The following is a 24536-nucleotide window of genomic DNA, read 5'->3' as shown; positions in this document are numbered from 1 at the left end:
GCCTCGATCTCCCCTCAAGCGGCCTGCATCAACAGGCTGGCTTCGAGCGCCACAATGGCAAGGACGCCGGCGACCTCTGCGCGGATCAGCCGACGTCGCGCCTGCGTGCTGTCTTCGCGGGCCAGCAGCCGACGGCGCATCCAGACCCATCCATAGGCCGTACCGCCGTACAGGCACAGTCGCCAGATGAAGAAATACCCTGCGGACGCCGCCAGCCACCGCTCCCAGGCCGCGACACTGCCGACCAGGTAGATGCCCGCGACGTTGGCCCCTACGGCGGCGGCCACGACCAGCACAAGCCATAGCAGGGTTTTCGCCGCGTGCCGGCTGAACAGCCAGCGTAGTGGACGCCAAGTCATGCGAGCCTCGCTCATGGCCGACCTCCCGGATTGCCCTTCTGGAGTTGGTCGAGACGGTCGGGCACCGGATCGCCCTCGTAGATGCCGCGCGAACCCGAAGCGCGCGTGCTATGGCGCTGAATGATGGCCATCGGCGAGTTGTTGGCCAGCTCGCGGCGCAGTTCCAGTTCCGTTTTGAGGTTCTGGATCTCGCGGTCGAGCGTATCGCTCTCCTTGTTCACGGCCTCCACCGCAAGCTCGTTGGCCGCGACGTTGGGCTCTTTCTTGCCCGTGAGCAGCGTGCGCTGTAGCAACAGCGCCTTCTCCAGCACGGAGGACAGCGCGACCTCGGACGCCAGGCGCTGCGACAGCAGGTGCTGGTCCGGCTCGTCACGCAGCGCCTCGATCACGCCGCGGGTGATGGGCAGCGATGCACTGCCAGCCTCGCGCAGGTTCTCGGGCGTCGTGTTCTTCGCCTTGGACACCAGATCCTGGAGCGCCTGCAGCTTGGCGTCGTATTCTTCTTGGATCAACGGCGTCAGCCCTACGCCGGGCGTCGTCTCGGTCTTGGTGCAGGCATCGCAAGTGCGCTGTTCCTTCTCGCCGAGTACGCGCGTGGCCCACTCGACGGCGGCCTGCGGCGAGGTCCAGGTCTGGCACGAGAGACTGCTGCAACTGGTCGGTGCGATGGACGATGTATCGGTCACGCCGCGGCCGTTGACCAGGTTGTAGCCGGCGCGGGTGACATCGCCGACGACCTTGATCGCGGGCTGGCCGGAGCCTCCCGCGTTGCTGCCCCCGACCCACGGCACACCGTCATTGCCGCGGCGCGTCTCGGCCTGCTCGACGGCCGAGACCGCATCCGTGCTCGACACCGCATCGCGCAGCGCCAAGCCTTCTGCCATCTGGCTCCAGCCGAGCTGCCCGCCCGCCGTCTCGGCCATCCTCTCCGCCATGGCACGGCACGTCAGCTTGGAGCGGTCGAAATCGAGCCGTGCCTGCAACACGCCATTGGTGAGCAGGTTGTAGAGGCCGGGATCGGCCCGCTGAATGATCAGTGCCGGCAACGACGCCACCGCGCTGGTGGCGCTTTGGATCACCGATGACATGATTTGCTGGAAGCCGTTGGTGACGCCGTTGAGCTGATTCTTCAACGTGGTCTGGATGCTCATGTCACCGCAGATCAAGTTGCTGTTCCAGCCCACGCCGACCCCGAGAGAGCGCATGCCAGCCGCACGTCCCATCGACACGGCGTTTCCGCCGCCGATCGAGTACATGACGTCATCGCCGATGACACTGCCGCCGGTCTGGTAGCCCAGTTGGCTCCAGGCCACACCGCTCGTCAGCGCGAGCGCACCGGCCACCGCCATGACGATCCTCGTGCGACGTACCCGGCGGGAGAACGGATTGAATGCAGGACGGAACTTCATGGCACCACCTCAGAGGAAATCGACGCTGCCGAGAAACACCTGGCCCCGGCGTTCGCAGCACGCATAGGGCCGCCACAGCGCCCAGGCGTAATCGCCTTGCCGGGCCTGTGTCAGGGCGCCGCTGCGCGGGAAGACCGAGCAGGACGAGGACAGGACTGGCGTGAGTTCCTGCCACTTGCCCGTCGAGGCATCGCTCTCCATGAGCGCGCCAGCCGGCCAGTAGCCATCGCGGGAGTTGGCGAGCAGCGGCTGATAAACGTGGATCTGTCCCCGGCGCGTGACGACATCGCCTGCGCGCTGGGCCACCACTGCACTGGCCTTGTGGTCGTCGGTCTGGTGCAGGAAACCCCCGCGGGGATACACGTTGCCCCAGAGGTTCATCGTGGTGCGTGCACCGACCTCACGCATGCCGGGAATTAGCGCCTCCGGGTAGGCCATCTCGGGCACGTTGTAGCGCCAGGCCAGCGTGTCCAGGGTGCCGAGCAAGTACGGCATGAACGCCGTGCCCGCACCCTCGCAGAAGTAGCCCGAGGACGACACGAACTGGTTGAACACCTCGACGCCCGGGTGCCCGATGACGTCCGCGTTCTTGAACTTGGCGAGGTTGTTTTCGTGGTCCTCGTTCGTCGTTCCGTCCCCGCCGGTTTGGGCGGATGGGTTGGGCGTGCTCATCGGCCGGACTTCGATCCAGGGGTTTTCGCCGGTGTTGCTGTAGCTGGAGACGATCGCATCGGGGATGTAGTGGCGGACCTTGATGGACGTGCGTACCGTACAGCCCGTCCAGGTGCAGTAGAGCCAGTAGCAGATCCCGACGACGCGGTATTCGAGGCAGTCTGGCGATGCCACCGAGCCGACGATGGTTGCGGTGTTGAGCGCGTAGCTGCCCGTGGCGCTGAGCAGCAGAACGGACGCCACGCCAGCACGCAGGCGGCGCATCAGGTCGAATGGGCGGGTCACGGCTGGGCCCTCCAGTGCTGCTCGATGCGAGCGACTGCGCGGGCCACATCCGGTTCGCCATAGACGACGTAGCGTTGATCCACCACGACGGCCGGGATGCTGGTGATGCCCAGGCTCCACGCGTCGGTGACGCCCTGGTAGGCGGAAGCGATGCGGCGTTGGAGATCGGTGCCGCCGCTGTTCAGTCGGCGCTTGACGATGGCGGTCGCCTGCTCGGGTTCGGCGGGCAGTTCCGCAGAAAGCTCCGCTTCGATCCGGTGCGCTTCGTCCAGCTCGATCAGCCGCTCGCCGCCCATGGTCTTGACCGGATGGCGGCTGTCGGTGATGACCAGCACATCGGCAGCGAATGTGGCCGGACTAAAGACACCCAAGGACACCGGCAGTGCAACGGCCAGGCCAAGGGCTCGCCAGCTTGGCGCGAACCTGGGAAAAGATGCTGGCATGACACGTGCCCCGGAAGTTGATCAGGGCCATAGTCAAACGCCGAATCCGGTGCAGCCCCCACAAACAATGCGCATCGCGGACACCCCGCATACCTGCTTGCTTCGGGGCAAGGAAGAAACGGAGGCCGAAGCCCCCGTTGTGATCAATGAACGATGCGCTACAGCAAGCTGTGCTCCGCGAAGGAGTACGGAATCCCCTGGCCAACGATGATGTGATCCAGTACCCGAACATCGATCAGCGCCAGCGCTGCCTGCAGTTGCTGGGTCAGCGCACGATCGGCGCTCGACGGCTCAGTGACACCCGAGGGGTGCTGGTGCGCGAAGACCACTGCGGCGGCTTTCAGCTCCAATACACGCTGCACGACGACACGGGGATAGACCGCAGTCGAATTGATCGTGCCCCTGAACATCGGCTCGTAGGCCAACACTTGGTGCATGCTGTCCAGGAAAACGATTGCGAATACCTCGTTGGGCTCAGCGACCAGTTTTAGACGCAGGTAGTCCCGCACGGCGGCCGGTCGGCTGAGGCACGGTCCGACTTTGAAGATCCGTCTCTCCAGCAGCGCGATAGCCTGCTGGATGATCCAGTCCTCACGCTGGGCTGCGACAGCGGAAAGCGACTCCACGCAGGAGTCATTGACGACGAGAGACATGGCGAACCTCCGGATGATGAGATCAGAGGGCGCACGCCCTGGGAGGGCAAGCCCTCCTGGGGATGAGAACAACGGAACAAGGTGCATCCACCACCACGCAGAGGTGATTGTTCGCGGCCAGGATGCGGAGCGAACGGGGAGCGGTCAGCGCAGAAGACTGCGCCGTAGCCTCAAGGACCGCGGGCTACCTGGGCATGTCGCCGACAACGTCGGCAGGCATTTCGGTGGCGGGTGTGGCGGGTGGTTCATCAGCGGACAGCATGTCCATGGCCGACAGCAAGGCATCGCCTTCGATCGGTCCCTGCAGCAGGATGGACTGACCCGTCTGGCGATCGAGCAGGCGCAGCGACGGCGTGGCCGTCACGCCGCTTTTCGTGGCTTCCGCGGCCTGGGCGCGGATGGCCGCGTCGACCCGCTCGCTTGCCATGCACTGCTCGACGGCCGGCGTCGATTCGGGGTAGCGCAGGCCATCGGGCAGTCCCAGGCCGTCGCTGCGCGTGTGGGCATAGACCCACTCGACGGCTCGCCAGAAGGCAGCATGCCCGCCGGCTTCGGCGACGCACTCGACCAGACGCGCCTCGGCCAACGCGGCCGGCTCGTGCGCAGCCAGCGGCTGGTGATGCCATTGCAGGGTCACGTCGGCGTTGCTGCCGACCCAGCGCTTGAGCTGCGGGAAGTACTCCCGGCAGAACGGACATTCCAGATCGGCATAGAGCGTCAGTGTGAAACGGCCCTCGGGGTTGCCCATTTTCCAGGGCGGCCCGGCCATCTGCGCCGTGCTAGCCGGCGTGGGCGACTGCGATGAGGATTCGCCGGGCGACCGGGACACGAGCCAGATCAGCAGCAGCGCGACCAGCGCAGCAGTCAAGGCCCAAGGCCAGCGGGGCCGCCTGTGGCGACGGCGGAACGCCTGGACTTGTATCGGAATGGAAGGACGCTTCTGCTCCATGGTGTTCTCCGGCTTACGACAGTTCCAAGGCCGGCGACTCGATGCCGCGTGCCTGGTCGATCTTCTCGGCGACCTTGAAAGCTGCTTCCAGCTCGGTGCAGCCGTATTGCTGCATGAGCTGGTAGCGCTCTGCCTTCTCTTCGGGTTCGGTTTGCGCGAGCGCGAGGTACAGGCTCGGCGGCACGGCGCGGAACAGCACTTCCATGCTCTTGGAGAGGATGACGCCCTCGGTGAATTTCCCCGCCTCTTTGCGCGCCGAAAGCATCAGCGCTTTCTGCGCGGGCGAGAGTTCGCGGAACCGGGCGATCTTCTCTACCTCGTCCGGCGGCATCGACAGGCAGATCCACCACTCGATCATGTTGAGCATGGGTTCCGCGGCGCGCGGCAGATCGTCGATATTCTGCGTCGCGAGCCAAAACCAGGCACCCAACTTGCGCCACATCTTCGTGATCTTCACGACGTAGGGCGCGAGCAGCGGGTTCTTGGTGATGATGTGCCCTTCATCGGTCACGTTGATGATCGGGCGGCCCAGGTACTGGTCGCGCTCGGCGATGTTGTTCACCGTGCTGATCAGGCTGATGTAGGCGATGGAAAGCTGCGCGTTGTAGCCTTCGCGGGCATAGGTCGCCAGATCGACCAGGGTGATGTCGGCCTCGGGCCACGGCGTGCCGTCGCGGTCGAACATTTCGCCATCGGTGCCTTGACAGAACATGTCCATGGCATCTGCCATCTCCAGCAGCCGCACGCGCCGCATCTCTGGCAGCGTTGGGTCCTGGCCGCGCTCGCGCAGCGCGTTGCGCACGTCGCGCGTGAGCACCGTGCGCTTCTCGGCCACGCAATGCTCGGCGGCGTCGAGGATGCACTGGCGGATGAGCGAGCGATCGGCCCGCGTCATCCGGGCCTCTTCTTTATCCTCGCCGCCGGTGATCATCAGCCGTGCGGTGATTTCCAACTCGCCGAGTACGTCGCGCTGCTCGTCCGCTTCCATGGCCGATGCATCGGGTGGCATGTCCTCGTCCAGCACATCGGCATCCAGCGTCTGCACGTCGCTCGGCGTTTCGATCAGCCGACGCGCGTCGGCGAACGGCGCCAGGCTGATGCCCGAGCCAGGGGCCAGCTTGACCCGGTTCACAGTCAGGCCCAGGCGCTTGGCGAAATCGCTGAACAAGCCGAAGCTGTTGCCGGCTTCCACGATGAAGAGGCGCGGCCGGTAGATGGCCGTGACCTGGTTCAAGAGGTTGTTGAGCGTTGCGCTTTTGCCGGAGCCGGTGGGGCCGAACAGGAACAGGTGCGCGTTCATCTGCCGATCCAGGCGGTTGAGCGGGTCAAAGGTGATCGGCCCGCCGCCTCGATTGAAGAACGTATTACCCGGATGGCCCGTGCCCTGGCTGCGGCCCCAGGCCGGTGAGAGGTTCGCCACGTGCTGGGCGAACATCAGTTGGGTGAACCAGTTCCGTCGATCCTGGCTCGGGTTGTAGCAGCACGGCAGCCAGCGCAGATAACTGTTCAAAGGCGCGACTTCATCGTCCTCGCGCACGGGCTGCAAACCGGCGTTAAGCATCACGTTCGCCAGATCAAGGCCGCGCCGGTCCAGTTCGGCTTCATCCCGGCCGCGCAAATAGAACGCCAGTGTTCCCCGGTACAGCTTGTGCGCGCTGCCGATCAGCGAGCGGGCCTCCTGCACATCCTTGAGCGTCTGTTCCGATGCCAGTGTTTCGCCGACTGCCTTCTTCGCCAGGTGGTTCAGGTGCGATTCGAGGATGTCCTGGGGGGTCGCCACCATGGTCAGACACATCGTCGTGTCCTCGGGCATCTGATCGAACAGCGTATTGATCGCATCGCCTTTGCGAGTTTCGCCAGTCAAATGCCCCGTGCCGGGCGGCATGCGCAGCCGGTCAGTGACCAGCACACGATGCGGCATGCCGTCGAAGTGCCAGGTGCCGTGCTCCGCGTCCGAACGTGGCTGGCTGAAGAAAAGCCGCTGGCTGAAATCCCGTCCGCTCGCCAGCTCGATCTCACCGTCTTCTGTCTCGTCGGGGTAGCGTGCCAGCGCATAGAAGCGTTCGCGGTCCTCGACCCCAGGGCCGAGCAGCGTGGGACGCGGGTTAAACCACCGCAGTAGCCAGTCATGGACGTCGGCCGCGACCATGCGCCGGGCCTGGATGCCGGCGTTCGCCAGCCCGCCACACAGGCGATCACAGACGATGTTCAGCATCTGCTCGGGCGTCTGGCCGCGGCGGCTCGCCTGCCCGGTGGCCCGGCGATAGACGACCATGCGCACGCGCCGCGTCTGGCCGCGCCAACGCAGCCGCGTGACCACCGTGTCCTCGAACAGCCCGCCCGGCTTCGCTACCGCGCGCAGGTGGTGTCCGAAGAAGCGAAGGTAGAACTCGGTGAAAGCCGTATTGCGGGCGCGCGGCTGCACGTAGTCGCGCAGGGTCTGCATGTACTGGTCGAAGCTGGGTTCGTCCTGGGCGTAGAGCTGGAGTACCCAGGGGTTCTCGTCCAGTTCATCGAACGAGTCCTGGAGCGCGTTCTCCAAGGCGTCGCGGGCATGCGCGAGCCAGCCGGGTTCCCGGCCCTCGGTGCCCAGCGGCACCAGCTCGTAGAATGCCGCGACCGATTGCCCGTCTTCCAGCAGCATGGACTTCGAATCGGGCAGGAACTCCACCCAGGGCAGGAATTCCGCGAACGACGGCGCGACGTCGTACAGCGCCTGCTCGTCGGCCACGGTCGCCGGCCTGCGGCCATGGACCGCCGTGCCGGGTTCTGGGATGCCGGCCTGGCGCAAGGCCTCGACGTGGCGTTGCCAGCCCTCCGGCCGCTCGTCATCGCCTGCGCCGGATGCGGCCAGCTTCGGCGCGGCCGACTTGTGCCAGGGGAGTTTCCAGCGCATCAGTAGTCCTCCACGCGCTCGCCCGGCATGGCGTACTGCACGCGCTGGTACAAGGGAAAAACCGTCGTATAGCCCGGCACGGGCACCGGGTCCGTGCCTGCCAGGTGCGGGTACACGTACATCACCAGGTCGGGATTCGGCAGGCGCTGGAACTGGCGATAGACCTCGTTGCGCGCTGTGCGCGTGTAGCGCATCTGCTCGGCGGGCGCGGCCTGTACATCCATCTCGGTCAGCGGCCGGCGCAGGCTCTGGCGCGCGTCGAGCAATTGCCTGCGTGCCACCTGGCCGGCGCCACCGCCGCCGTCACCGGCGTTCTGCTGCCAGATGTCCATCATCGTGCTGTCGCCGTGGGGCAGCAGCTTTTCCTTGCTGGTGGCGCAGCCGCCGAGCACCGCGACGGCAAGGGCCAGCGCCAGGCCCTTATTCAAGTTCGAGAGCATGGCTTTCTCCTGCACGGTGATCGACCTTGCGACCTTCGGGATCGAAATCGATGGCGAGCGGCTTTTCGAGGTGGACGGCGACCTTTGCGCCGGGTTGGACATAGACGGCGGCGAAGGCCTGGCCGTACAACTTGTTCACCCAATCGGCCATGTCGCGCACGCCACCGGCCAGGATGCGACCTACGGCCTCGTTGCTGGAAATGCCGACGCTGCCGATGGAACCGTCTGCGCCCACGTAGGACATCTGACCGCTGTCGCTGTCGATGAGCGAGGCCACGCCAGCACCCGCCGCGGTGATCAGCGCCTGCGAACCGAGGTACTGCTGGGCGTTGCTGCGCCGCTCTCCGCTGACGCAGGGAATGCCATAGGGATCGCTGATCCAGCCCAGGCCCCCACTTTGAGAGTTCTGCTGCTGGTTGTTCTGCTGGTTGCCGTCGCGGTCTTCGGGAATCGTCCGAATGGTCCCGTCATGGAACACAAAGGTGATGCTGCGCACCTGGCCGCGCACGCAAGAGAGCGTCCAGTCGCCCGAGGCCGTGCCGGAAAACACGGCGCCCGCCACGTCGGGAATGTCGATACCGTTTGCCGTGAGATTGTCGGGACCGACCAGGACTTTGAACGGATACGGATCGTTGACCGTACCGTCGATCGGCACGCGGCCGATCAGCGCCGTCATTGCCACCGATCCCATCAGCGTCGAGTTGGTCGGCACCGTATAGACCGGCTTGGCGCTCTTGACGCCTGCGGCGCGGGCGCCCGCGTTCGCCACGGTTTGTGCCGTGGTTTCCAGCGTGCTCTGCGCGGGGCCGAAGCTCGTCGGAAAGCTCATGCCGCCACCCGTGCCGCGACTGCCGTTACGCCCATCAGCGGGCTTCGCGTCGTCCGGCTCGACCCAGCGCACGCCGCCTTCCATGCCTGCCTCGTCGCCGTTACGCAGCCCCAGGCCCACGGGTAGATCGGCGTGGCCGCCGCCGCGCCCGCCGATGCCTTCCAGGCGCCGCTGCAGGTCGGCGAGCAGTCCCTCGGTCTGCTGGCGTTCGCTGGCTGCCTGCTGCTGGTCGCGGCGCAGGTTGGAGCGCTCGGTCTCCAGCGCCGAATTGATGCGCTGGTCGATCGAGTTCTCGCGTTGGCGCAGGCGCTGGTTCTCTTCGCGCTGGGACTTGTTGTCGGACAGCGCCGTCTGCAGTTCGGTGCGCAACTGCTTCACTTGCGCCACGAGCGTCGCCACGGTATCGCGGGGGGTATCGCCCTCGATGCCCAGCGCCTTCATCTCCTCCGGCGTGAGCTTGGCGCCGGCATCCGCAGCGGGCGGCGCCGACGAGCCTCCACCCGAAAACAGCCGGATGGCGACGAACAGCACCAGCAGGGCCACGGGGATCATTAACCACTTCAGGAGTCCGTTACTGCGCATGGCGGGCCTCCTTGTCGTCGGTGGCCTCGGCTTCGGGCTGCGGCAGATGCACGGCTGGGTCGAAGCGGTTGATCGCCGGCAGCAGCGATTGCGCGAGGCCGTGCCCCCGCGTCACCAAGTACAGGACGGTCGTGTCCTCTGGCGTCCCGCGCGGGCCGAGTGCTTCGTGCTGGAAGGTGGCGGTGAGGAAATCGCCCTGCAACACGCGCGGGTCCAGGGTGATCCAGCCGCCGCTGCTATTGGTGAGGCGCACGGCTGTGACCCACTGGTCTTCCAGACGCCACGAGGCGAGCGCAACTGCGCGCACCGGCAGCGTCGGCACCAGCGTGCCGAGGTCGAGATCGCGGCGCAGGTTCACCCGCATGACGCCCGGCAGCGGCTCCACGGTGCGCAGCGGTGCGTAGAGGTTCTGCGCGGCGAAGCGCGTCAGCACGACCGGAACCGGGGTTTCACGCCGCGCTGCCCGCGCGCCTGCCTGGTCCTGGGCGCGCGCCGGGGCGTCGTCTGCTCCGTCGGCTTGATCGCCATAGCGCGTCGGGGCGCTGTCGCCCTCGACGATGCGCACCGGCTCCAACTCGGCTTCGCCGTCCTTGGCCGGCTCGGCCGCGATATCGAGCAGAATCAGCGCGCCCGTGTCGGCATCCTGCAATTGCAGCCGTGTGGGCTCGATCGGCTCGCTCGCGCGCAGGTACACCGCGCCGCCCGCACTCTGCACCCGCAAGCGCTCGCCGACGCCCGCGGGCACGCCCACGCGGACGTTCCGGTTGATAAACACGACGCGCTCCTGCCCGACACGCAGGGGCACGGCCAGGGGCATGCGTTCCCAGCGAAGGATCTCCACGGCCTGGGCAAAAGGAGCCGAGGCGACGGCCAGCAGCCCCAGCAGTGCGAGTACAAGGTGCTTCATGGGGTTTCTCCTTGAGGCGCTTGCGGAGACAGGCCGCCAGGTGCCGGGCGCGACGGCTCCGGTGTGCTGATGCGCTGGGGCGCACCCTCGTAGCAGTCGAGCGCCAGGCCAAACGGATTGCGAGCGGGATCGATGTCCACCCGCGTGACTTTCACGGGGTAGCGCACCAAAGCCCGCTTGACTTGTTCCGCCCCGTAGTACTCGTCTGCGGTGATGTCCAGCGTCACCACCCAGTCGCGGTCGGACACCACGCGCACGCGCGCCGTGGGGTCGTCACCGTAGCCGCGACCGGGGATTTCGTAGATGCCGCGCACGCGCTGACGCAGCTCGCCCGTGGAGCGGCGATAGTCGTAGTCCGCCCGCAGGAAGGCCTGGCAGGATGGGGTGAGGTACGGCGAGAGCGTGTGGAGATTACGCGCATAGTCCTCTTCGCCATTCGTCGGCCAGCGGTTGAGGGTCTGAAACACGTAGAACGTGAACGCATAGACCGATTCGGGCGGCACTTCCCACCACTTGCGGGTACTGCCGGAGCGCAGATCAGGCGGGACGTGGATGGTCAGGTCGCGCGGAGCGCTCCACCAGCCGCCGCCCATGACCAGGGCGACGATGACCAGCGCGCCAGCACCCAGGCGAAGCGTCTTGATGTGCGCCTGCAGATGGGTGATCTCGTTCTTGAAGCGGCTCATCGTGCCCCCCTTGCAGCAGACCTTCGGGTGGTCCAGAAGCCGGAGCGTGAGATCAGCACATGGCCGCCCACCCAGCCCGCCACCAGCGGATAGCGCGTGGCGATGCGCCACTGGAGTTGCCGATACAGCCAGGTGTCGGGACGCCCACGCTTGAGGCGACGCAGGATGCCGCCCCCGATGAACACGCCGAAGGCCACGCCCAGCACGACGAACGTGGGCGCGAGCGCGATCGTGCGGAACACCCAGGACAGCGGCGCACCGACCAGCAGGCCGGCGGCGCCGGACAGGCCGCAGCAGATCCACAGCTCGTCGGCGGTGAGGCCGCGCACGACAACGGGATGGCGGTTGAGCCGGTGCGGAAGGAACGTGACCGTCCCGTCAGCACGGACGTGCTGCTGCTCGGACATACCGGCCTCGCCTTACAGGATGCCGGTGGCTTCGGTGAGCAGCCAGATGCCGATCACGAGCAGCACCGCGCCGATGGCGACCGTGAGGCCGAATTGGCCCCAGGTTTTGCGACCAGTGTGGATTTCCGCGTAGGTGCCGTAGGCGTGGTAGCACACGCCAATGAACATCGACGCCACAACCAGCAGGGCCACGAGCATGATGATGTCGTAGCCGTAGTTCCTGATCGTTTCCATGATGCCGTTGCCCGTGCCGCGGGTCGGGTTCTCCAGTTGCGGCAACCCCTGCGCGAACGACAGCGCGGGCAGCGCGGCGGCGCCCAGAGCCACGGTGGCGCGCTGGACAAAACGGGAAGTGAGGATGCGGTTTTGCATGGTCAGGCCTTTCAGGTCAGGAGAGGAGGAAGAAACTCAGGACGAGGTACATCGCGACGAAGCGGATGCAGACGCCGAGGAACTGGCGCTGGTTGAGGTGGCTCTCGGACCACCCCACGTAGGCCGTTCGGATGGCCCAGACGCCCCAGACGAGCAGGACCGCGAACACGACGCCGACCAAGACGGTCGCCATCGCGGAAGGCGCGATGCCGCTGTTGGCTTGAAATGCCGAGACCTGGGCGCCGTTCATGGCTTGACCTCCGCGGTCGTCGGCGATGGCTCGACGGCCCGCTCAGTGCGGTAGTCGCCGGCCAGTTCGGAGGGGTCGCGCGGCTGGGCACGCGAAGGTGAGAGGTGGGCCTGGATACCGGCGCGCACGCGCGCTAGGTCAGCCAGCAGCCGCGGGTAATCGAAGTGGTAGCGCTCTCCCGGCTGGATGGGGGCATGCGCGGCGCTGTCGGCGACGGTGCGCTCCAGCGCGTCGAGCTGGCGCAGCGCCGCGACCAGTTCCTGGCGCTGCGTGGGGGGCTCGGCCAACGCCATCGGGGACTGGCCCAGCAGGAGGGCCGTCACGAGAAAAGTGGGCACGCCGCGATGCGCGGCGCGCAGCCAGATCGGAGCCAACATCGCGCCATTCCTGTGAAATCAGCAATGGCTTGATCGTGGAGATCAGGGCTGCTTTAGGCCACAAACAATAGGAACTGGGGCCGACCGGATTAGGTGCGCAGCGATCCGCAAATACAGGAGCGAACGACGCTTTGTTCTACAGTGCGTCCCAAGAAGATGGCTGTCCAGCACCCGGCCACAAACCCAGGGCGACGAGCCGTTGTTCCTTATCAGGCCACTCTTGTTTGCTGCGGCATGCGACTGTCCATCGCGCCGCGGCAACGCTGGGCTGCTGAAGGAGCGCCTGGAAGTAGATCGCATCCACGGGGGACAGAGAGTGGCCAAGCACGACGACCTTCTGGATGGCTCCCAACGCCTGAAAAAACGTCCTATGCTGGGCGATCAGTTCCTCGGAACGCTTGAAGGTGGCTGAGAAGTAGTCGTCGATGATGTCGTTGGCTTCAGCCACCCGGGTATCGATCTCCTCGATATCCGGACGGTCGTTGAGCGAGGGGCGGGATTGGGGATTCCAGGCGTGGCCCAAGACCAACTCATCGTCTGCCGCATCGGATCGGCCGTGGATGTGCAGAACACGTGCCAGATCGATGCCATAGAGAGTGTCCAACGTGCTCGTGTAGTTGAAGGTCAGGAACAGCGCCTGTGGATCCAGCGTCGCAAGCCGTCGCGGGGCGGTGTCGTGTGTCGGGATGGGCAAGTCTCGGATCCATTCGGCAAAGCGCGTCCGAAGCCCCTTGGACAGTCGCTCGACGACGTTCCCCACCTCGTACTGAAAGTCGTGGTGCCCTGAATCACTCCAGTCCTCGGCACCATAGGCCCCCATGAAGTGCCCCAAGTTGTCGACCAGCATATCGGCATCCAGTTCAGCCAGGGCTAATTCCAAGTCGCACCAGTCGTCTCCGGCTGGAAGGTAGTCCTCGACCTCGCGATGAATGTCCCGGTCTGTGGCCAGGACATACTCCTTGAACTGTCCGAGGCCCGATGGAATGCCGTGCCACAGGTCGAATCCATTGCCGACTACATAAAGCGTGGTGGGGTGCACGGTGTGCTCCTTAGGTCCCAAGAATCCGAAGTGTCTGGGCATTGAAGGTTATGGTCGATATAGTAATATCAAATAGCGTAAATAACCCATTTGAGGAGTCAGTCATGAGCGTCGTTGCAGACCGTCTCGGCGTGTCGACCCTTGTGGGTACGCCCAAAGAGATTCAGGCTCAACTCGCTCGGTCGCAGGCTGACCACGTGCTGGTGGTGGCGTTCGACCACATCAAGCCCAGTGTTTTCGCGGCATTGGCGGAAAACTTCACCAACGTCGCTTCATCCATGTTCGAGGTGCTGCTTGAACGTCAGGACCGCGAATCGCTCGAACGGCTGGCAGAAATGCTCGTGCCGCGCAATCCGCTGTCGCCCCGGCTGCTCAAGGAAGCGAGCCTGCTGGTGCAGGCGCGTAAGGCGGTGTTGGAAAGTGGAGACTGGTTGACCGCCGCGAACATCGCACAACTCGCGGAACTGAGCACCCGGAACCCGAGCGCTCAGCCCAATAAGTGGAAGAAGCAACGCCAAATCTTCGCTATCAACCACGGTGGCATCGATTACTTTCCGGACTACGGGCTGGATCGTGACGCTGGTTTCCGTCCACTGAAATCGCTGGCCAAAGTGATTGAAACCTTCGAAGGACACAAAGACGGCTGGGGCATGGCTTATTGGTTCCGCTCCGAAAACAGCTTCCTGGGTGGAAATCGTCCCCAGGATCTACTCGCTTCGGCACCGGACCGTGTCATTGCGGCCGCTGTGGATGAAATTCTTGAAATGACCCATGACTAAGCGATGCGCCAATCTGCCCGCCGATGGCGAGCCACCTAGTGAACCATCCTCGGCCGCGTCTGAGCCTTCGCACAACGACGTCGGTGCCTACGATGCCGTGCTCGAATTGGCCGACAGGATCGGAGTGTCCATTGTCCAGGGGAAGAGTTGAATGGAATGCTTCCGGATCGATGAAAGTGGTTATACCGGCTTTGACCTGATGAACCCTGAGCAGCGGTTCCAAGGAGCGACGGCCATCGCCATTGAGGATGACGAGGCCGGGCGCCTGATCCGGGAGCACTTTCCCAAGCTTCAGGCGGACGAACTCAAGTACCGGGCGTTGGCTCGGCGCCCAGCCAATCACCCCCGTCTGATGGCGCTGCAGCGCGACTTGCTAACCGACCACAAGTGCGTGACCTACGTCTGCGACAAGCGCTACCTGTTGCTGCTGATGTTCCTGGACTACGCGGTCGAGCCGTTCTACTACGAGCGCGGCATGGACTTCTACGAAGACGGGCAGAACTACTCGCTTGCGTCGCTGCTGTATACGGTTGGACCGACGCTCCTCGGCAAAGGCGCGCTCGACCGGCTGTTGGTCAGCTTCCAGCGCGCGGTGAAGGAAAAGAGCTCGGAGGCGCTTGGGAACCTGATCGATGCGGCGTGCGCATCGCGCTGGTGGGAACTGCCGGAAGCGCTTGGCCCGCTTGCGCAGTTCGCTGCCCCTGAATGCCTGAAGGCGATCGTCACGCCGGGCGTCAACACCGATGCTGCTTTCGTGGTGCTGCAGTCCCTGGTCAGTCGGATGGAAATCATGGCTGACGGCCCGTATCGGGTCGAGCACGATCAGTCCAAGAACCTGCTCACTTATCACGACCTGCTGCAGCGGTACATCCGCCATGAGAAACCGATCACGTTTCGTCAATCGGAGATCGCCAGCATCACCTTTCCGCTCAAGCTTCAGTCCGTGACTCAGATCGATTCAAAGCACAGTCCTGCAGTGCAAGTGGCGGACGTGATGATCGGCGCGGCCATCGAAGCGGCGAATACGCTTACCGGACAACGCGCCGGGGTACTGGATGCCGAGAAGGTCATGGCGCTGTACGCCGATCATCAACTGATCCATATGCTGCCCTCGATCGACTTCGAGGAGCAAAAGCGTTTCCGTCAGGGATCCCAAGCGGGGCAGGTCATCGACTATTTTGCTGAGAACTTCCACAAACCGTAATAGCGAATGGAAGCATGACCCGCCTGTGCCTACTGCGCTGGCGACCGATCAACATCATCAAGGACGCCATCGAAGCGTCTTCCTGTGTAGAGGGGGCTGCATGGCAAGCATTCATTCGGAGTACCACCGCTTCTTGGCGCACTTGGCGCAACGCCAGGTGCATGACGACGTGTGCCGGCTCGCGCATCTGGTGCTTGATCACCTGCAACCTCTGGCTGAAGTTGGTGCAGCGCGCCGTGGACGCTCCACCCGCATGGCGCCACTGGCCGTCGCCCATTTGGCGCAGATGCCGGTCGCGTACCAGGGAGATGGCCACGGACCCGAAGTCGGGCCGGCGCTGGGGCGCCTGCGCCAGCTTGAGGTGGGACCGTTTCGCGGATTCATGCGGCAAGAGACATTCGACCTCAGCCACGACATCACTTTGGTCTATGGCGCCAACGGTACCGGCAAGAGCAGCTTCTGCGAGGCGCTGGAAGTGGCGATGCTCGGCTCCATCAGCGAGGCCCAAGTCAAGCGGGTCGACCAACGGACATACTGCAACAATGCCCGGTTGCGTCGCCATGTCGCGCCCGTCCTGTCTTCCGGAGCACCAGACCAGGCCCAGGCTGTGCAGCCCAACGAAGCGGAGTACCGCTTCTGCTTCATCGAAAAGAACCGCCTCGATGACTTCGCCCGCATCGCGGCGCGTACTCCGGGCGATCAGCGGCAGCTCATCGCTACCTTGTTTGGCGTGGATCAGTTCAGCGACTTCGTGCGCGGCTTCAATCCCGCGCTCGACCAAGACCTGATGCTCGTCGGCGCCCAGGCTACTCAACTCGCGCAGCGGCGCTTGCAGTTGGCGAACTCTGAACAGACGATCGCTGCTTATCCGCAAAAGATCGCGGCGGTGGAGAACTCCGAGCAAGCGCTGGCGCAACGAATGTCGCCCGGCGCGACGTACCAGGCTTGCGTTGACTGGCTGCTCGGCACACCGGAGCAGCAAGGGCGGCTGCCGTACGTCCAGGCGCAACTGGTTGCCGTCCCACCTGCCGTTCATGAGGTGAGCCAAGCGCGGCTGCAGACGCTGCTGGATGAGGCTTATCACCTTCAAGGCCTGTGGCAGGCGGCCACCGGACAGCTTTCGGCGCGTGCTGGGGAAGTGTCGTACGCTAAGCTCTACGAGGCTGTGCTGGCCTTGACTGACGGGGCGACCACCTGTCCCGCATGCGGAACCGGATTGGCTGCTGTCGCACAGGATCCTTTCGCCAAGGCCCGCACGGGCCTGGAGCAGCTCGCGCAGTTGGCCACCCTCCAGCAGCAGGAAGCCGGCCTACGGACGCAGTTGAGCGAGGCGGTGCGGGCGCTGTGGGACGAGATGCGTCGGGTAGTCGCGGTTGGCGCAAACGCTTGTCCTGCACAGTTGCAGGCAGCAGGCCTGCCTCCATTGCCGCCTACCTCGACAGGCGCCTGGCTTGGCGCATGGGTCGATGGCGACCGGCGTGCCTGGAACGCTCTGCTGCAGGTCACGGAAATCATCGAGCGCGCCGACGCGCAAGCCCGCGAAGCGCATGCCCTGCGCGGGGCGCTGGCCCGGGAGCGGGACGCACTGGACCAGCACCGGCTGGAGATCGAACGGCTGCGGACCATACGCATGACAGCCGACCAAGAAATGGCCGCTGCCCGCCAGACCGTGGCCCAATTTGACGAGGCGAACCGTGAGTTGATCGAGTCGGTCGCAACCGAAGTGCCGGTAGTCGCGCACCACCTGCGGGTCAAGGCCGCCTACGACGGCTTCTTGCCCGAAATCCAAGCCTACTTGGCCGCATTGCCGGGCGTGCTGCTCCAGGGCCTCGGAGAACAGGCACGCAATCTGTACAACGCATTCAATCGTGCTGATCCGCCTGGCGACCTCTTGCACGCGTTGTGGCTGCCTGTCGCCGAAAACGGCAAGATCGAAGTAGAGTTCACCGGTGAGCCTGGCGTGCGCTATGACGCGCTGGTGGTCTTCAGCGAAGGGCATATCAAGTGCCTGGGTCTGGCGATTCTGCTGGCGAAGAACATCGCGCAGGGGTGCCCCGTGGTCATTTTCGATGACGTCGTCAACGCGATCGACGATGACCATCGTGACGGAATCTGGCGTACCTTCTTCGAGGATGGCTTGCTCGTCGGCAAGCAGGTCATCCTCACCTCACACGCCGAGGAGTTTCTGCACCGGATCCAGCAGGAATTGGGCGCCCGGCGGGCCGGGTCCATCAAGCGCTACAAGTTCCTCCCGCACCAGGGCGAGCATGAGCTGCGCGTTGACAGCGATCCACCGACGAAGAACTACGTCCTGTTGGCCCAGCAGGCGTTGGCAGCCGATGAGAAGCGTGAGGCGCTGCGCCAGGCGCGGCCCGCGCTGGAGAGTCTGACTGACCGTCTCTGGACTTGGCTGGGCCGGCGAGCAGATGGGCGCATCGAACTCAAGCTAGGCGGGCCACGCTCCCCCTGGGAATTGAACAACAAATGCGCAAAGTTGAGATCAGCCGTCGATCGCATCTCCGCGCAGCATGCTGGCGCGCCAGACGTCGTTGTCGCTTTGACCCGGCTGCTTGGTGTTGGTGCAGGAAGCATTGAATGGGGGTGTCTCAACAGCGGTGTCCACGATTCCCAGCGAGACCACGAGTTCGACCGCTCCTTAGTGAGAGTCATTGTCGAATCGATTACGGCGTTGGACGCTGCGTTAGATGTTCTGCAGAACCGATGAGCACTACAGCCACGCGGGACAGCATTCGCCTAAAGGTATTTCTTGAAGCTGCCCGCGGTCAGGCTCACGGCCAGCCCCAGCAAGGCGGCGCTCGGCAGCAGAATCAGCAGTGGATGCACCGAGATCGGCAAGGCCAGGTACGTGACCCAGGGCAGAACGGCCAGCGGCATCAGGCTTGCTTTCGCGCGGTGGTAGATGAAGCCCGATTCGCGGCCCGCGCCGAACCGGCGCACGTCCCTCCGCACTAGGCCGTCGATCAGGCCGACGAATGCCGCGGTGAGGATCAGCGGCAACGTGAGCACCAGGACCAGCAGGCGCACAAGGAAGGTCAGCGTCGTGAAGGCTGCGGCGATCAGGTAGCTCTCGGTCCAGACATAGGCCTGGCTGATGTAGTAGCGAAAGTTGCGTGTCTGCCCGTGGCTGGGTGCACGGGCGCGCTCGGCGGTCTGGCTCATGCGCTCCAGCAAGCCCGAGCGCACGAACACCCATTCGTATCCGGTATCCACCAGCTCGTGCGCCGTGCGCCCCGGTTCCTGCACGACCACGCTGCGCGTGAAGTGGTTGGACAGGTGCCCCAACTCGTACTGCAACATCTGCTGGGAGTGTCGCCAGCCCTCGTCCTTCCAGAACAGGTGCATTCCGACGCACTCCACGACAATGGAGAACAGCAGCGAGCCGATCAGCACCCCCAGCAGCCGGAACGGCAAGGTGATGGTGCCGACGATCAGGCCTTGGCGCTGGTTCTGCTCCCGCTGCGCGGTCGAGGCGGCATCCTTCATGGCGAGGCCTCATTGCCGGCGCTGTCGTCGGTGGCCACCGGGCCAGGTTCGGCCGCAGCGGCATCATCCAACAGGTCGTCGGGCAAGGCCCCGTCCTGCAACGCCGGGGAACTGGTGAACTCCCACCACTGCGTGGCCTCGCTGTAGCTCTGGCGCATGTAGCCCGCCAGTTGTTGCAGATCCTGCGGCATGACCTCATCGGGGTCCGGTGCCGGCAGCGGCATGCGAACCTTCCAAAGCTGGCCGCCCTGCAACAATGCGAAACATTGGCCCTTGGGTAAGGCGACGACGTGCGACGGCTCGATCATCGGCACGCTGGACATGCTGATGCGGTCCTGCGTGTTGCTGGTGAAGTCCGTCGCGCCGCGGATGTCCGAGCTGTCGGTCGCGCCGGAGACGATGGTGGTCGTATAGACCTCGACCTTCGGCAATTGCCGGGTCAGCAGTTCGGCGGTGGCCGTCTCCCTGACCCTCAGCATGAACAGATTGTTGAAATTGCCAATCACTTGACCCGCTTTGGCGCGGTTCCCGATACGGGCCTCGATGTCCGAAAGCGTCTGCGTGTACGCGGTGACCTGCAGACCGGCGCCGCCGCCTTTGTTGATCAGCGGCACGAACTCGTCACCCATCAGTTCATTGAATTCATCCGCGTGGACGTTGATCGGCACGCGCGTGCCAGCCGATGCGCCCGGCAGGCCGTCATCGATCCCGTGCTTGTAGATATGGCCTGCCACCGAAACGAGATCGCTGAACATCGAGTTGCCGACCGCTGCGGCGACCTCGGCATCGGATAGCGCGTCCAGGCCCACATAGACGACTGCGCGCTTTCGGATGACCTGCATCCAATCGAAGATCGGGCGGGGGTCGGCCAGGTCGGAATAGTTCGGCGCCAGAAGCTGGGAAATCTTCCCGCTGGTGAGCTTCTCCAGCAGCGGCAGCAAAGACGCGACGATCTTGTCGAAATACGTCTTGTCGTAGCGAACCGCCGAGCGCAGGCCGTCGAGCACCGGGTCGTAGTTACGGGCCTGGGATAGGTACTGCTCCAGCGCCACCACGCGCTTCTCGCGCCCAATCATGTTGCGCGGGATGTTCTTCTCGTTGAGCTTGGCCTCGATCTGGACGATCACCTCCCAGGCTTTGGGCTCGGTCTTGGCGAAGTAGTGCTGGGCGTACTCGATGAACAGCGCGTCGATGTTGATGACGTGCCGCTGGATCAGCATGTAGTCCGGGCGCTGCCCCAGTTCCACCAAGGCGCGGGCAATGATGTTGACGAAGCGCCACGCGAATTCCCTGAAGGCTGCGCTGTTGCCTTCGCCGGAGAGCTGCCCCGCGATGCGGGTGGCGACTTCCGAGATGCGACCGAATCGGCCTACGGCGTTGTAGCGTGCCGAAATGTCCGGCCACCCCAAATGGAAGACATAGAACTCGCCTTCGCGGCCCGCGCGCTTGGCCTCGACATACATCCGCTTCAGGAGATCGGCATCTCCTTTGGGGTCGATGACGATCACGACCTCGTGTTCGCCCGCGGCGTTCCTCCGGCGGATGTCTTGAGTGACGAAGAGTTCGGCCAAACGTGTTTTGCCCACCCTTGTCGTTCCCAAAACCAAGGAGTGGCCCACGCGCTCACCCAGCGGCAGGCTGACGTCCACCTCGTCGGGTTCGATGCCGTGCAGGCGCGGCAGGCCGCCCACTGGCGGCAGCGGCCGCACCGGATTGAAAGGCACGTCCCAGCCGGTGAGTTTCGATAGCCGGGACAGCGGGAACGGCGCGAACTCCAGCCGTTCCTCCAGGCGCCGGGCCAGCCGATAGGCCGGCGTCGGCTCGACGTAGCGCCGAAACTCTGGCCGGTACGTCTGCATGAGCCTATGGGTGTGTTTCTGCTCCCACAGAAAGCCGCGTCCCACAAACAGACGTTGCTGGCTGACCGGCACGTCCTTGCTGGTCATCACGTAGCGCGGCAGGCGACGGATGTTGCGCCGGTAGCACAGGATGACGCGGGCATCGCGGTAGCGGATCGCGCCATAGGCTCCGAACGCCAGCGCGCTGCCGACACCCATGGCGGGGCTCAGCGCGAGCGACCACGGGGCCACCAGGGACAGAAACGCGGCGCCTGCACACGCCGCGACGGTATATAGCTCCACCGCTGGGCGAAGCAGAACCTCGACCGGCTGTTTCCCCGACATGGCTTCATTGCTCGATGCCGGTGGCCGTGACTAGCGCCGGGTAGTGCCGCAGGCCCAAGCGCTCGGCCAAGTCGTCGCCGGACACGGGCGCAAGCGGCACGCCGGACGCCAGTGCGCGCAGCCGCGCCAGGCCTTGCACGGTCTCGACGTTGACCACCAGACCGACCGCGCCGCGCTCGCGCAATGAGGCTGCATGGCGGCGCAACCAGGCCTGGGAAGCCTCGTCGTCGCCCACGACCACGAAGGGACGCAGGCCCGGGGCCTCGATCACCCGCCGCGCGACGGTGCCGGGCGTGAGCTTGGCGCTGCGCACCGGCAACATCGCGGCCTCATCCGCCGGCGTGGCCGGGATCTGAGTCGCAGGGATGGGCGATCGGGCCGGAGTGTTGGCGCGCGGCTGGAGGCTCAGGGCTTCGTAGTACGGCAGCGCCGACGTGCCGCCACGGTCTTCGACCAAGATCAGCGGCTCGCCGGCACGCGAGGCCAGCGGCAGACCCGCCAGCAGCACGAGCAGGCCTTTCGCCGCGAGATGGGCCAGATGGGATTTCGTCATGGGGTGGTCTCCTGGCGCGCGGCGAGGACCGCGGCGGTTGGGCGCGTGCCCTGCACGCGGGCGAGGTGGCGGGAAACGCTCCGCCGGTAGCGGGCTGCGGGCTCGCCCCCCGCGGGGCGGTGGTAGCGGCCGATCGCCAGCAGCCAGTTCTCCCCCGGGATGTGCTGCTCCTTCAGGATCTCGGAGGCGATGGCGAGGTTGCGGTACGGATCGAGCAAGTCGCACGGGCTGGTGAAGCGGTGCTTGTGGTAGCCGAGGTTGATCTGACCCAGGCCCGCGTCGATGCGCGTGTGCGGCGTGGAGCGCATCGCCTGCTGCAAACCGGCGCAGGCGTCGGCGCGGGTCGCATAGCGGCGCGATTGGCCGGCGACGTTGAGGGACCACGGCCACGGGACGATGCGTCCGTTCCGCCGGATGCCGCTCTCCTGCAAGGCCACGGCGTAGAGCACCGTGGAGGGAATGCCCGCACGTTGGGCGGCAAGCTGATAGGCCGGAGGCGGAACCTCCTGGGCATGGACGGCGCAGGCGTACAGGCCAGCAGCGATCACCAGTACGCGAAACCGCGCCGTCAGGGCTGGCGCTGCCATTGGCCGTTCACCTCGCGCACGACCGCGGGCAGATCGCCGGGCAGACCCAGCGACAGCCAGCGGCCGCCGTCGTGGTTGAGCGTGATGGTGCCGCTGCGCACCCGTGTCGGGTCGATCTGTGCGCGCTTGGCCCAGTCGCGGATGCGCGCGTCGTCCTGGCGGCTGCCGACCATGTACAGGTCGAACTCGGTACCTGAGGATTGCAGGCGTTGCACGAGCTGTCCGCAGGCCGCGCAGCCGTCCTTGACGAACACCGCCGTGCGGCCGCCGCCGCGCACTGCGCCGCCGCTGGGTTTGTCGTCAGGCAGGTTCACCCGTTGCATGCCGGGGTTCAGGCGCTGCCAGGCTTCGTCGTAGGCACGTTGATAGGCAAGCAGCTTCTCGACGCGGCGCGCTTCGATTTGCACCTGCAGTTCTGCGTAGCGCCGCCGTTCCTCGTCGGTGCGGGCCTCGATGCCCAGGGCGGACAGAGGGTCCAGGTTAGGCGAATAGATGCCCAGCGGCCCGTCCATCAGCTCGCGGTATAGCGCCCATTCCTGCGGTTGGAGGCCCCAGTCGCCTGCTACCTGGTCGTCCGGGGTTCGGGCGACCAGCGGACGCTCCTGGTTCTGCGCATTGCGGGCCGGGGCGGTGACCGGCTGCTGCGCCCAGGCGGGCAATTGGGCGGATGCCAGCAGGAGCGCGGAAAGGATGATCGACGGATTCATGTGGTGTGCTCCGGTCAGGGAATCGCCACGCGACGGGTCTGGTTGCCGGCCTGGAACACGGCGGTGTTGCCCTCAATCGCCTGTAAGTGCCACGGGCCGAGCGCATCACCTGGCAGCAGCACCTGAAGCTGGTCAGGCGTGAAGTCCGCACTGCTCGGCGCAACGGACACGCTGCGCTGGCCAGCGCGCAATTCGGCGCCGACGACGCGGAACGGCAGCGGCGGCGGTTCGGGCTTGGCGGCGGCCTTGCCCGATGCGCGCGGCTGGGCGGGTGCTGCGGCGCGCGGAACGGGCGCAGCGGTCTGGCGCGCCTTGATCTGCTCGACCTCCGCGCGCAGCGCCTGAAGGTCGTCGGCAGCGGCATAGCCGCTCAGCGTTTTCTCAACCTGGGCAGCGCGTGCTTCCAAGACTTGGCGGGTGTCTTTGAGGTCTGCCGCCGTTGCGACGGCCGAACGCTGCTGGATGGCCTCGATCGACTCGACCAGGCCCGCCGCCCGGGCTTCCAGGCGTTGCAGGCGGGAATCCAGCCGTTCCTGGTCGGCCTGGTCGTTCATGGTCTGGTAGCCCAAGGCTACGAAGACGCTGAGGCCGATCAGCCAGAGCCACAGAAGGCTCTGCACCATCACGACGGCGGCCGGGCGCCGGGCAGACTGTGGGGCGCTCATGGCTGGCCTCCCGAAACCGAAGGCTCCAGCGGGAACGTCTGCACCGCCTCGGCGGCGGGTGGCTCGGATGCGGGTTCGATGACCGCGCTGTCGGCGGGCCGTTCGAAGCAAATCTGCCGTGCGCGATCATCCGCGTGCAGTTCCCAGGCCGGGCCAGCCAGTGTGAGCAGCGCATCGCGCAAGGTCATGGGGCCGAGGTGCAGGTGCGCCGCCGGCAGCGGCAGCGCGTACAGCTCGATTACCGCGTGCGCCGTCTGGCACAGGCTGTAACCGCTGCGCTTGAGCACATGCCGCAGCCCATCGCCGACGGTGGCGCGGGCATCTTCGGGCATGGACACGTCGATGGTCTGCAACAGCAGGTCGCGTTGCGCCGCTCTGGGTGCCAGCTCGACCAGCGTGTAGCGACCGTAGCGCACGACGGGGATGTACTCGGGCGCCTCGGGTTCGGGCGTGGCCAACACTTCCTCGATGGCATCAGGTGCGGGCGGCGCAGTCGTCGTAGCGCAGCCGCCAGCCAGCACCGACCAGAGCAGGCCGAGGACTCCTGCCAGCAGGCGGCGTTCGGGATGGTGAAACCAAGGTGGAGAGGGGCACATAAGCTCGGCGTCCTGAAACAACGAGCCCTCACCATCGCCGCTAAGGCCCGGGGCAGCAGCAAACAATGCGAACCACGCTGCGTCCGATTTGCCGGCAGCGGTCTAGTCGAACAAAAGCGGCCTTGAGGGCGCCGAAACGGAAAAGCTCAGTCGCGGTCGGCGGATGGAGGCCGGCCGCTTGACTGCTACTATTTGTTAAAACA

The 24536-nt window shown here is 65.4% G+C and carries 26 protein-coding genes; 3 read left to right on the top strand and 23 right to left on the bottom strand.

Annotation, left to right across the window (positions count from 1 at the left end; translation table 11 throughout):
- Nucleotides 1-14 precede the first annotated feature (14 nt).
- From A7K61_RS07200 to A7K61_RS07125, 16 genes are all read right to left on the bottom strand, one after another.
- The gene (locus A7K61_RS07200; protein ID WP_009876615.1) at nt 15-374 is read right to left on the bottom strand and encodes a hypothetical protein; all 360 of its coding nucleotides are present in this window, start codon (nt 372-374) and stop codon (nt 15-17) included.
- Nucleotides 371-1708, bottom strand: coding sequence for an integrating conjugative element protein (locus A7K61_RS07195; protein WP_009876614.1), 1338 nt, complete (start codon nt 1706-1708; stop codon nt 371-373). The genes A7K61_RS07200 and A7K61_RS07195 overlap by 4 nt, the downstream gene beginning before the upstream one ends.
- A gap of 69 nt (nt 1709-1777) precedes the next feature.
- Nucleotides 1778-2725, bottom strand: a complete 948-nt coding sequence (locus A7K61_RS07190) for a TIGR03756 family integrating conjugative element protein (RefSeq protein ID WP_009876613.1) — start codon at nt 2723-2725, stop codon at nt 1778-1780.
- On the bottom strand, nt 2722-3168 hold the full coding sequence (locus A7K61_RS07185; protein WP_011871456.1) for a TIGR03757 family integrating conjugative element protein: 447 nt from the start codon (nt 3166-3168) through the stop codon (nt 2722-2724). Before A7K61_RS07185 ends, A7K61_RS07190 begins: the two co-directional genes overlap by 4 nt.
- Before the next feature lie 158 nt (nt 3169-3326).
- Complete coding sequence (locus A7K61_RS07180) at nt 3327-3821, bottom strand: JAB domain-containing protein (protein ID WP_009876611.1); 495 nt, start codon at nt 3819-3821, stop codon at nt 3327-3329.
- Between the two features lie 184 nt (nt 3822-4005).
- The gene (locus A7K61_RS07175) at nt 4006-4770 is read right to left on the bottom strand and encodes a DsbA family protein (protein WP_011871455.1); all 765 of its coding nucleotides are present in this window, start codon (nt 4768-4770) and stop codon (nt 4006-4008) included.
- Between the two features lie 13 nt (nt 4771-4783).
- Entirely contained in the window at nt 4784-7666 is a 2883-nt protein-coding gene (locus A7K61_RS07170; RefSeq protein ID WP_009876609.1) for a conjugative transfer ATPase, read from the bottom strand.
- Nucleotides 7666-8106 carry a TIGR03751 family conjugal transfer lipoprotein gene (locus tag A7K61_RS07165; protein WP_003158644.1) on the bottom strand — a complete coding sequence of 147 codons (441 nt, stop codon included), beginning with the start codon at nt 8104-8106 and terminating at the stop codon, nt 7666-7668. The genes A7K61_RS07170 and A7K61_RS07165 overlap by 1 nt, the downstream gene beginning before the upstream one ends.
- Nucleotides 8087-9517, bottom strand: a complete 1431-nt coding sequence (locus tag A7K61_RS07160) for a TIGR03752 family integrating conjugative element protein (RefSeq protein WP_011871453.1) — start codon at nt 9515-9517, stop codon at nt 8087-8089. The genes A7K61_RS07165 and A7K61_RS07160 overlap by 20 nt, the downstream gene beginning before the upstream one ends.
- Nucleotides 9507-10424 (bottom strand): TIGR03749 family integrating conjugative element protein, encoded by a 918-nt coding sequence (locus A7K61_RS07155; protein WP_009876606.1) that lies wholly within the window; start codon nt 10422-10424, stop codon nt 9507-9509. The genes A7K61_RS07160 and A7K61_RS07155 overlap by 11 nt, the downstream gene beginning before the upstream one ends.
- Nucleotides 10421-11110 (bottom strand): PFL_4703 family integrating conjugative element protein, encoded by a 690-nt coding sequence (locus A7K61_RS07150; RefSeq protein WP_009876605.1) that lies wholly within the window; start codon nt 11108-11110, stop codon nt 10421-10423. Before A7K61_RS07150 ends, A7K61_RS07155 begins: the two co-directional genes overlap by 4 nt.
- Nucleotides 11107-11517, bottom strand: coding sequence for a TIGR03750 family conjugal transfer protein (locus A7K61_RS07145; protein ID WP_003158639.1), 411 nt, complete (start codon nt 11515-11517; stop codon nt 11107-11109). The genes A7K61_RS07150 and A7K61_RS07145 overlap by 4 nt, the downstream gene beginning before the upstream one ends.
- A gap of 12 nt (nt 11518-11529) precedes the next feature.
- Nucleotides 11530-11889: a TIGR03745 family integrating conjugative element membrane protein gene (locus tag A7K61_RS07140; RefSeq protein ID WP_009876604.1), complete on the bottom strand. Its 360-nt coding sequence runs from the start codon at nt 11887-11889 to the stop codon at nt 11530-11532.
- Between the two features lie 16 nt (nt 11890-11905).
- Nucleotides 11906-12139, bottom strand: coding sequence for a TIGR03758 family integrating conjugative element protein (locus A7K61_RS07135; RefSeq protein ID WP_009876603.1), 234 nt, complete (start codon nt 12137-12139; stop codon nt 11906-11908).
- Nucleotides 12136-12516, bottom strand: a complete 381-nt coding sequence (locus tag A7K61_RS07130; protein WP_009876602.1) for an RAQPRD family integrative conjugative element protein — start codon at nt 12514-12516, stop codon at nt 12136-12138. Before A7K61_RS07130 ends, A7K61_RS07135 begins: the two co-directional genes overlap by 4 nt.
- A gap of 136 nt (nt 12517-12652) precedes the next feature.
- Complete coding sequence (locus A7K61_RS07125; protein WP_017514686.1) at nt 12653-13555, bottom strand: bacteriophage abortive infection AbiH family protein; 903 nt, start codon at nt 13553-13555, stop codon at nt 12653-12655.
- 104 nt (nt 13556-13659) lie between these two features.
- On the opposite strand from A7K61_RS07125, the gene A7K61_RS07120 reads away from it, so the two are divergent.
- The 3 genes from A7K61_RS07120 to A7K61_RS07110 all read left to right on the top strand — a co-directional run bounded on the left by A7K61_RS07120 (nt 13660) and on the right by A7K61_RS07110 (nt 18263).
- Nucleotides 13660-14334, top strand: coding sequence for a hypothetical protein (locus tag A7K61_RS07120; protein WP_011871451.1), 675 nt, complete (start codon nt 13660-13662; stop codon nt 14332-14334).
- A 151-nt stretch (nt 14335-14485) separates the two neighbouring features.
- The gene (locus A7K61_RS07115) at nt 14486-15538 is read left to right on the top strand and encodes a DUF3800 domain-containing protein (RefSeq protein ID WP_011871450.1); all 1053 of its coding nucleotides are present in this window, start codon (nt 14486-14488) and stop codon (nt 15536-15538) included.
- A gap of 100 nt (nt 15539-15638) precedes the next feature.
- Entirely contained in the window at nt 15639-18263 is a 2625-nt protein-coding gene (locus A7K61_RS07110) for an ATP-binding protein (RefSeq protein ID WP_011871449.1), read from the top strand.
- 29 nt (nt 18264-18292) lie between these two features.
- Here A7K61_RS07110 and A7K61_RS07105 read toward each other — a convergent pair whose 3' ends face one another.
- The 7 genes from A7K61_RS07105 to A7K61_RS07075 are packed head-to-tail and all read right to left on the bottom strand — an operon-like array spanning nt 18293 to nt 24333.
- Nucleotides 18293-19042, bottom strand: coding sequence for a TIGR03747 family integrating conjugative element membrane protein (locus A7K61_RS07105; RefSeq protein ID WP_009876598.1), 750 nt, complete (start codon nt 19040-19042; stop codon nt 18293-18295).
- Entirely contained in the window at nt 19039-21225 is a 2187-nt protein-coding gene (traD, locus tag A7K61_RS07100; RefSeq protein WP_011871448.1) for a type IV conjugative transfer system coupling protein TraD, read from the bottom strand. The genes A7K61_RS07105 and traD overlap by 4 nt, the downstream gene beginning before the upstream one ends.
- 4 nt (nt 21226-21229) lie before the next feature.
- Nucleotides 21230-21778, bottom strand: a complete 549-nt coding sequence (locus A7K61_RS07095) for an integrating conjugative element protein (RefSeq protein ID WP_009876596.1) — start codon at nt 21776-21778, stop codon at nt 21230-21232.
- The gene (locus A7K61_RS07090) at nt 21775-22365 is read right to left on the bottom strand and encodes a transglycosylase SLT domain-containing protein (RefSeq protein ID WP_009876595.1); all 591 of its coding nucleotides are present in this window, start codon (nt 22363-22365) and stop codon (nt 21775-21777) included. The genes A7K61_RS07095 and A7K61_RS07090 overlap by 4 nt, the downstream gene beginning before the upstream one ends.
- Complete coding sequence (locus A7K61_RS07085; RefSeq protein WP_009876594.1) at nt 22347-23072, bottom strand: TIGR03759 family integrating conjugative element protein; 726 nt, start codon at nt 23070-23072, stop codon at nt 22347-22349. Before A7K61_RS07085 ends, A7K61_RS07090 begins: the two co-directional genes overlap by 19 nt.
- A 14-nt stretch (nt 23073-23086) precedes the next feature.
- Nucleotides 23087-23737, bottom strand: coding sequence for a hypothetical protein (locus A7K61_RS07080; RefSeq protein WP_009876593.1), 651 nt, complete (start codon nt 23735-23737; stop codon nt 23087-23089).
- On the bottom strand, nt 23734-24333 hold the full coding sequence (locus tag A7K61_RS07075; protein WP_020924956.1) for a PilL N-terminal domain-containing protein: 600 nt from the start codon (nt 24331-24333) through the stop codon (nt 23734-23736). The genes A7K61_RS07080 and A7K61_RS07075 overlap by 4 nt, the downstream gene beginning before the upstream one ends.
- Between the last annotated feature and the right edge of the window lie 203 nt (nt 24334-24536).

The organism is Pseudomonas sp. AP42, from assembly GCF_001728935.1.
Classification (GTDB): Bacteria; Pseudomonadota; Gammaproteobacteria; order Pseudomonadales; family Pseudomonadaceae; genus Aquipseudomonas; species Aquipseudomonas lactis.
This window is presented reverse-complemented; position numbering and strand designations above follow the sequence as displayed.

Bases quoted from the DNA above. Each gene is read 5' to 3' on its own strand.
- A7K61_RS07115 (WP_011871450.1), top strand. From the start codon at position 14,486: ATGGAATGCTTCCGGATCGATGAAAGTGGTTATACCGGCTTTGACCTG.
- traD (WP_011871448.1), bottom strand. From the start codon at position 21,225: ATGTCGGGGAAACAGCCGGTCGAGGTTCTGCTTCGCCCAGCGGTGGAG.
- A7K61_RS07170 (WP_009876609.1), bottom strand. From the start codon at position 7,666: ATGCGCTGGAAACTCCCCTGGCACAAGTCGGCCGCGCCGAAGCTGGCC.
- A7K61_RS07105 (WP_009876598.1), bottom strand. From the start codon at position 19,042: ATGAAGGATGCCGCCTCGACCGCGCAGCGGGAGCAGAACCAGCGCCAA.
- A7K61_RS07175 (WP_011871455.1), bottom strand. From the start codon at position 4,770: ATGGAGCAGAAGCGTCCTTCCATTCCGATACAAGTCCAGGCGTTCCGC.
- A7K61_RS07150 (WP_009876605.1), bottom strand. From the start codon at position 11,110: ATGAGCCGCTTCAAGAACGAGATCACCCATCTGCAGGCGCACATCAAG.
- A7K61_RS07110 (WP_011871449.1), top strand. From the start codon at position 15,639: ATGGCAAGCATTCATTCGGAGTACCACCGCTTCTTGGCGCACTTGGCG.
- A7K61_RS07130 (WP_009876602.1), bottom strand. From the start codon at position 12,516: ATGTTGGCTCCGATCTGGCTGCGCGCCGCGCATCGCGGCGTGCCCACT.
- A7K61_RS07160 (WP_011871453.1), bottom strand. From the start codon at position 9,517: ATGCGCAGTAACGGACTCCTGAAGTGGTTAATGATCCCCGTGGCCCTG.
- A7K61_RS07185 (WP_011871456.1), bottom strand. From the start codon at position 3,168: ATGCCAGCATCTTTTCCCAGGTTCGCGCCAAGCTGGCGAGCCCTTGGC.
- A7K61_RS07165 (WP_003158644.1), bottom strand. From the start codon at position 8,106: ATGCTCTCGAACTTGAATAAGGGCCTGGCGCTGGCCCTTGCCGTCGCG.
- A7K61_RS07200 (WP_009876615.1), bottom strand. From the start codon at position 374: ATGAGCGAGGCTCGCATGACTTGGCGTCCACTACGCTGGCTGTTCAGC.
- A7K61_RS07075 (WP_020924956.1), bottom strand. From the start codon at position 24,333: ATGTGCCCCTCTCCACCTTGGTTTCACCATCCCGAACGCCGCCTGCTG.
- A7K61_RS07090 (WP_009876595.1), bottom strand. From the start codon at position 22,365: ATGGCAGCGCCAGCCCTGACGGCGCGGTTTCGCGTACTGGTGATCGCT.
- A7K61_RS07120 (WP_011871451.1), top strand. From the start codon at position 13,660: ATGAGCGTCGTTGCAGACCGTCTCGGCGTGTCGACCCTTGTGGGTACG.
- A7K61_RS07140 (WP_009876604.1), bottom strand. From the start codon at position 11,889: ATGCAAAACCGCATCCTCACTTCCCGTTTTGTCCAGCGCGCCACCGTG.
- A7K61_RS07135 (WP_009876603.1), bottom strand. From the start codon at position 12,139: ATGAACGGCGCCCAGGTCTCGGCATTTCAAGCCAACAGCGGCATCGCG.
- A7K61_RS07145 (WP_003158639.1), bottom strand. From the start codon at position 11,517: ATGTCCGAGCAGCAGCACGTCCGTGCTGACGGGACGGTCACGTTCCTT.
- A7K61_RS07095 (WP_009876596.1), bottom strand. From the start codon at position 21,778: ATGACGAAATCCCATCTGGCCCATCTCGCGGCGAAAGGCCTGCTCGTG.
- A7K61_RS07080 (WP_009876593.1), bottom strand. From the start codon at position 23,737: ATGAGCGCCCCACAGTCTGCCCGGCGCCCGGCCGCCGTCGTGATGGTG.
- A7K61_RS07085 (WP_009876594.1), bottom strand. From the start codon at position 23,072: ATGAATCCGTCGATCATCCTTTCCGCGCTCCTGCTGGCATCCGCCCAA.
- A7K61_RS07180 (WP_009876611.1), bottom strand. From the start codon at position 3,821: ATGTCTCTCGTCGTCAATGACTCCTGCGTGGAGTCGCTTTCCGCTGTC.
- A7K61_RS07155 (WP_009876606.1), bottom strand. From the start codon at position 10,424: ATGAAGCACCTTGTACTCGCACTGCTGGGGCTGCTGGCCGTCGCCTCG.
- A7K61_RS07195 (WP_009876614.1), bottom strand. From the start codon at position 1,708: ATGGCGGTGGCCGGTGCGCTCGCGCTGACGAGCGGTGTGGCCTGGAGC.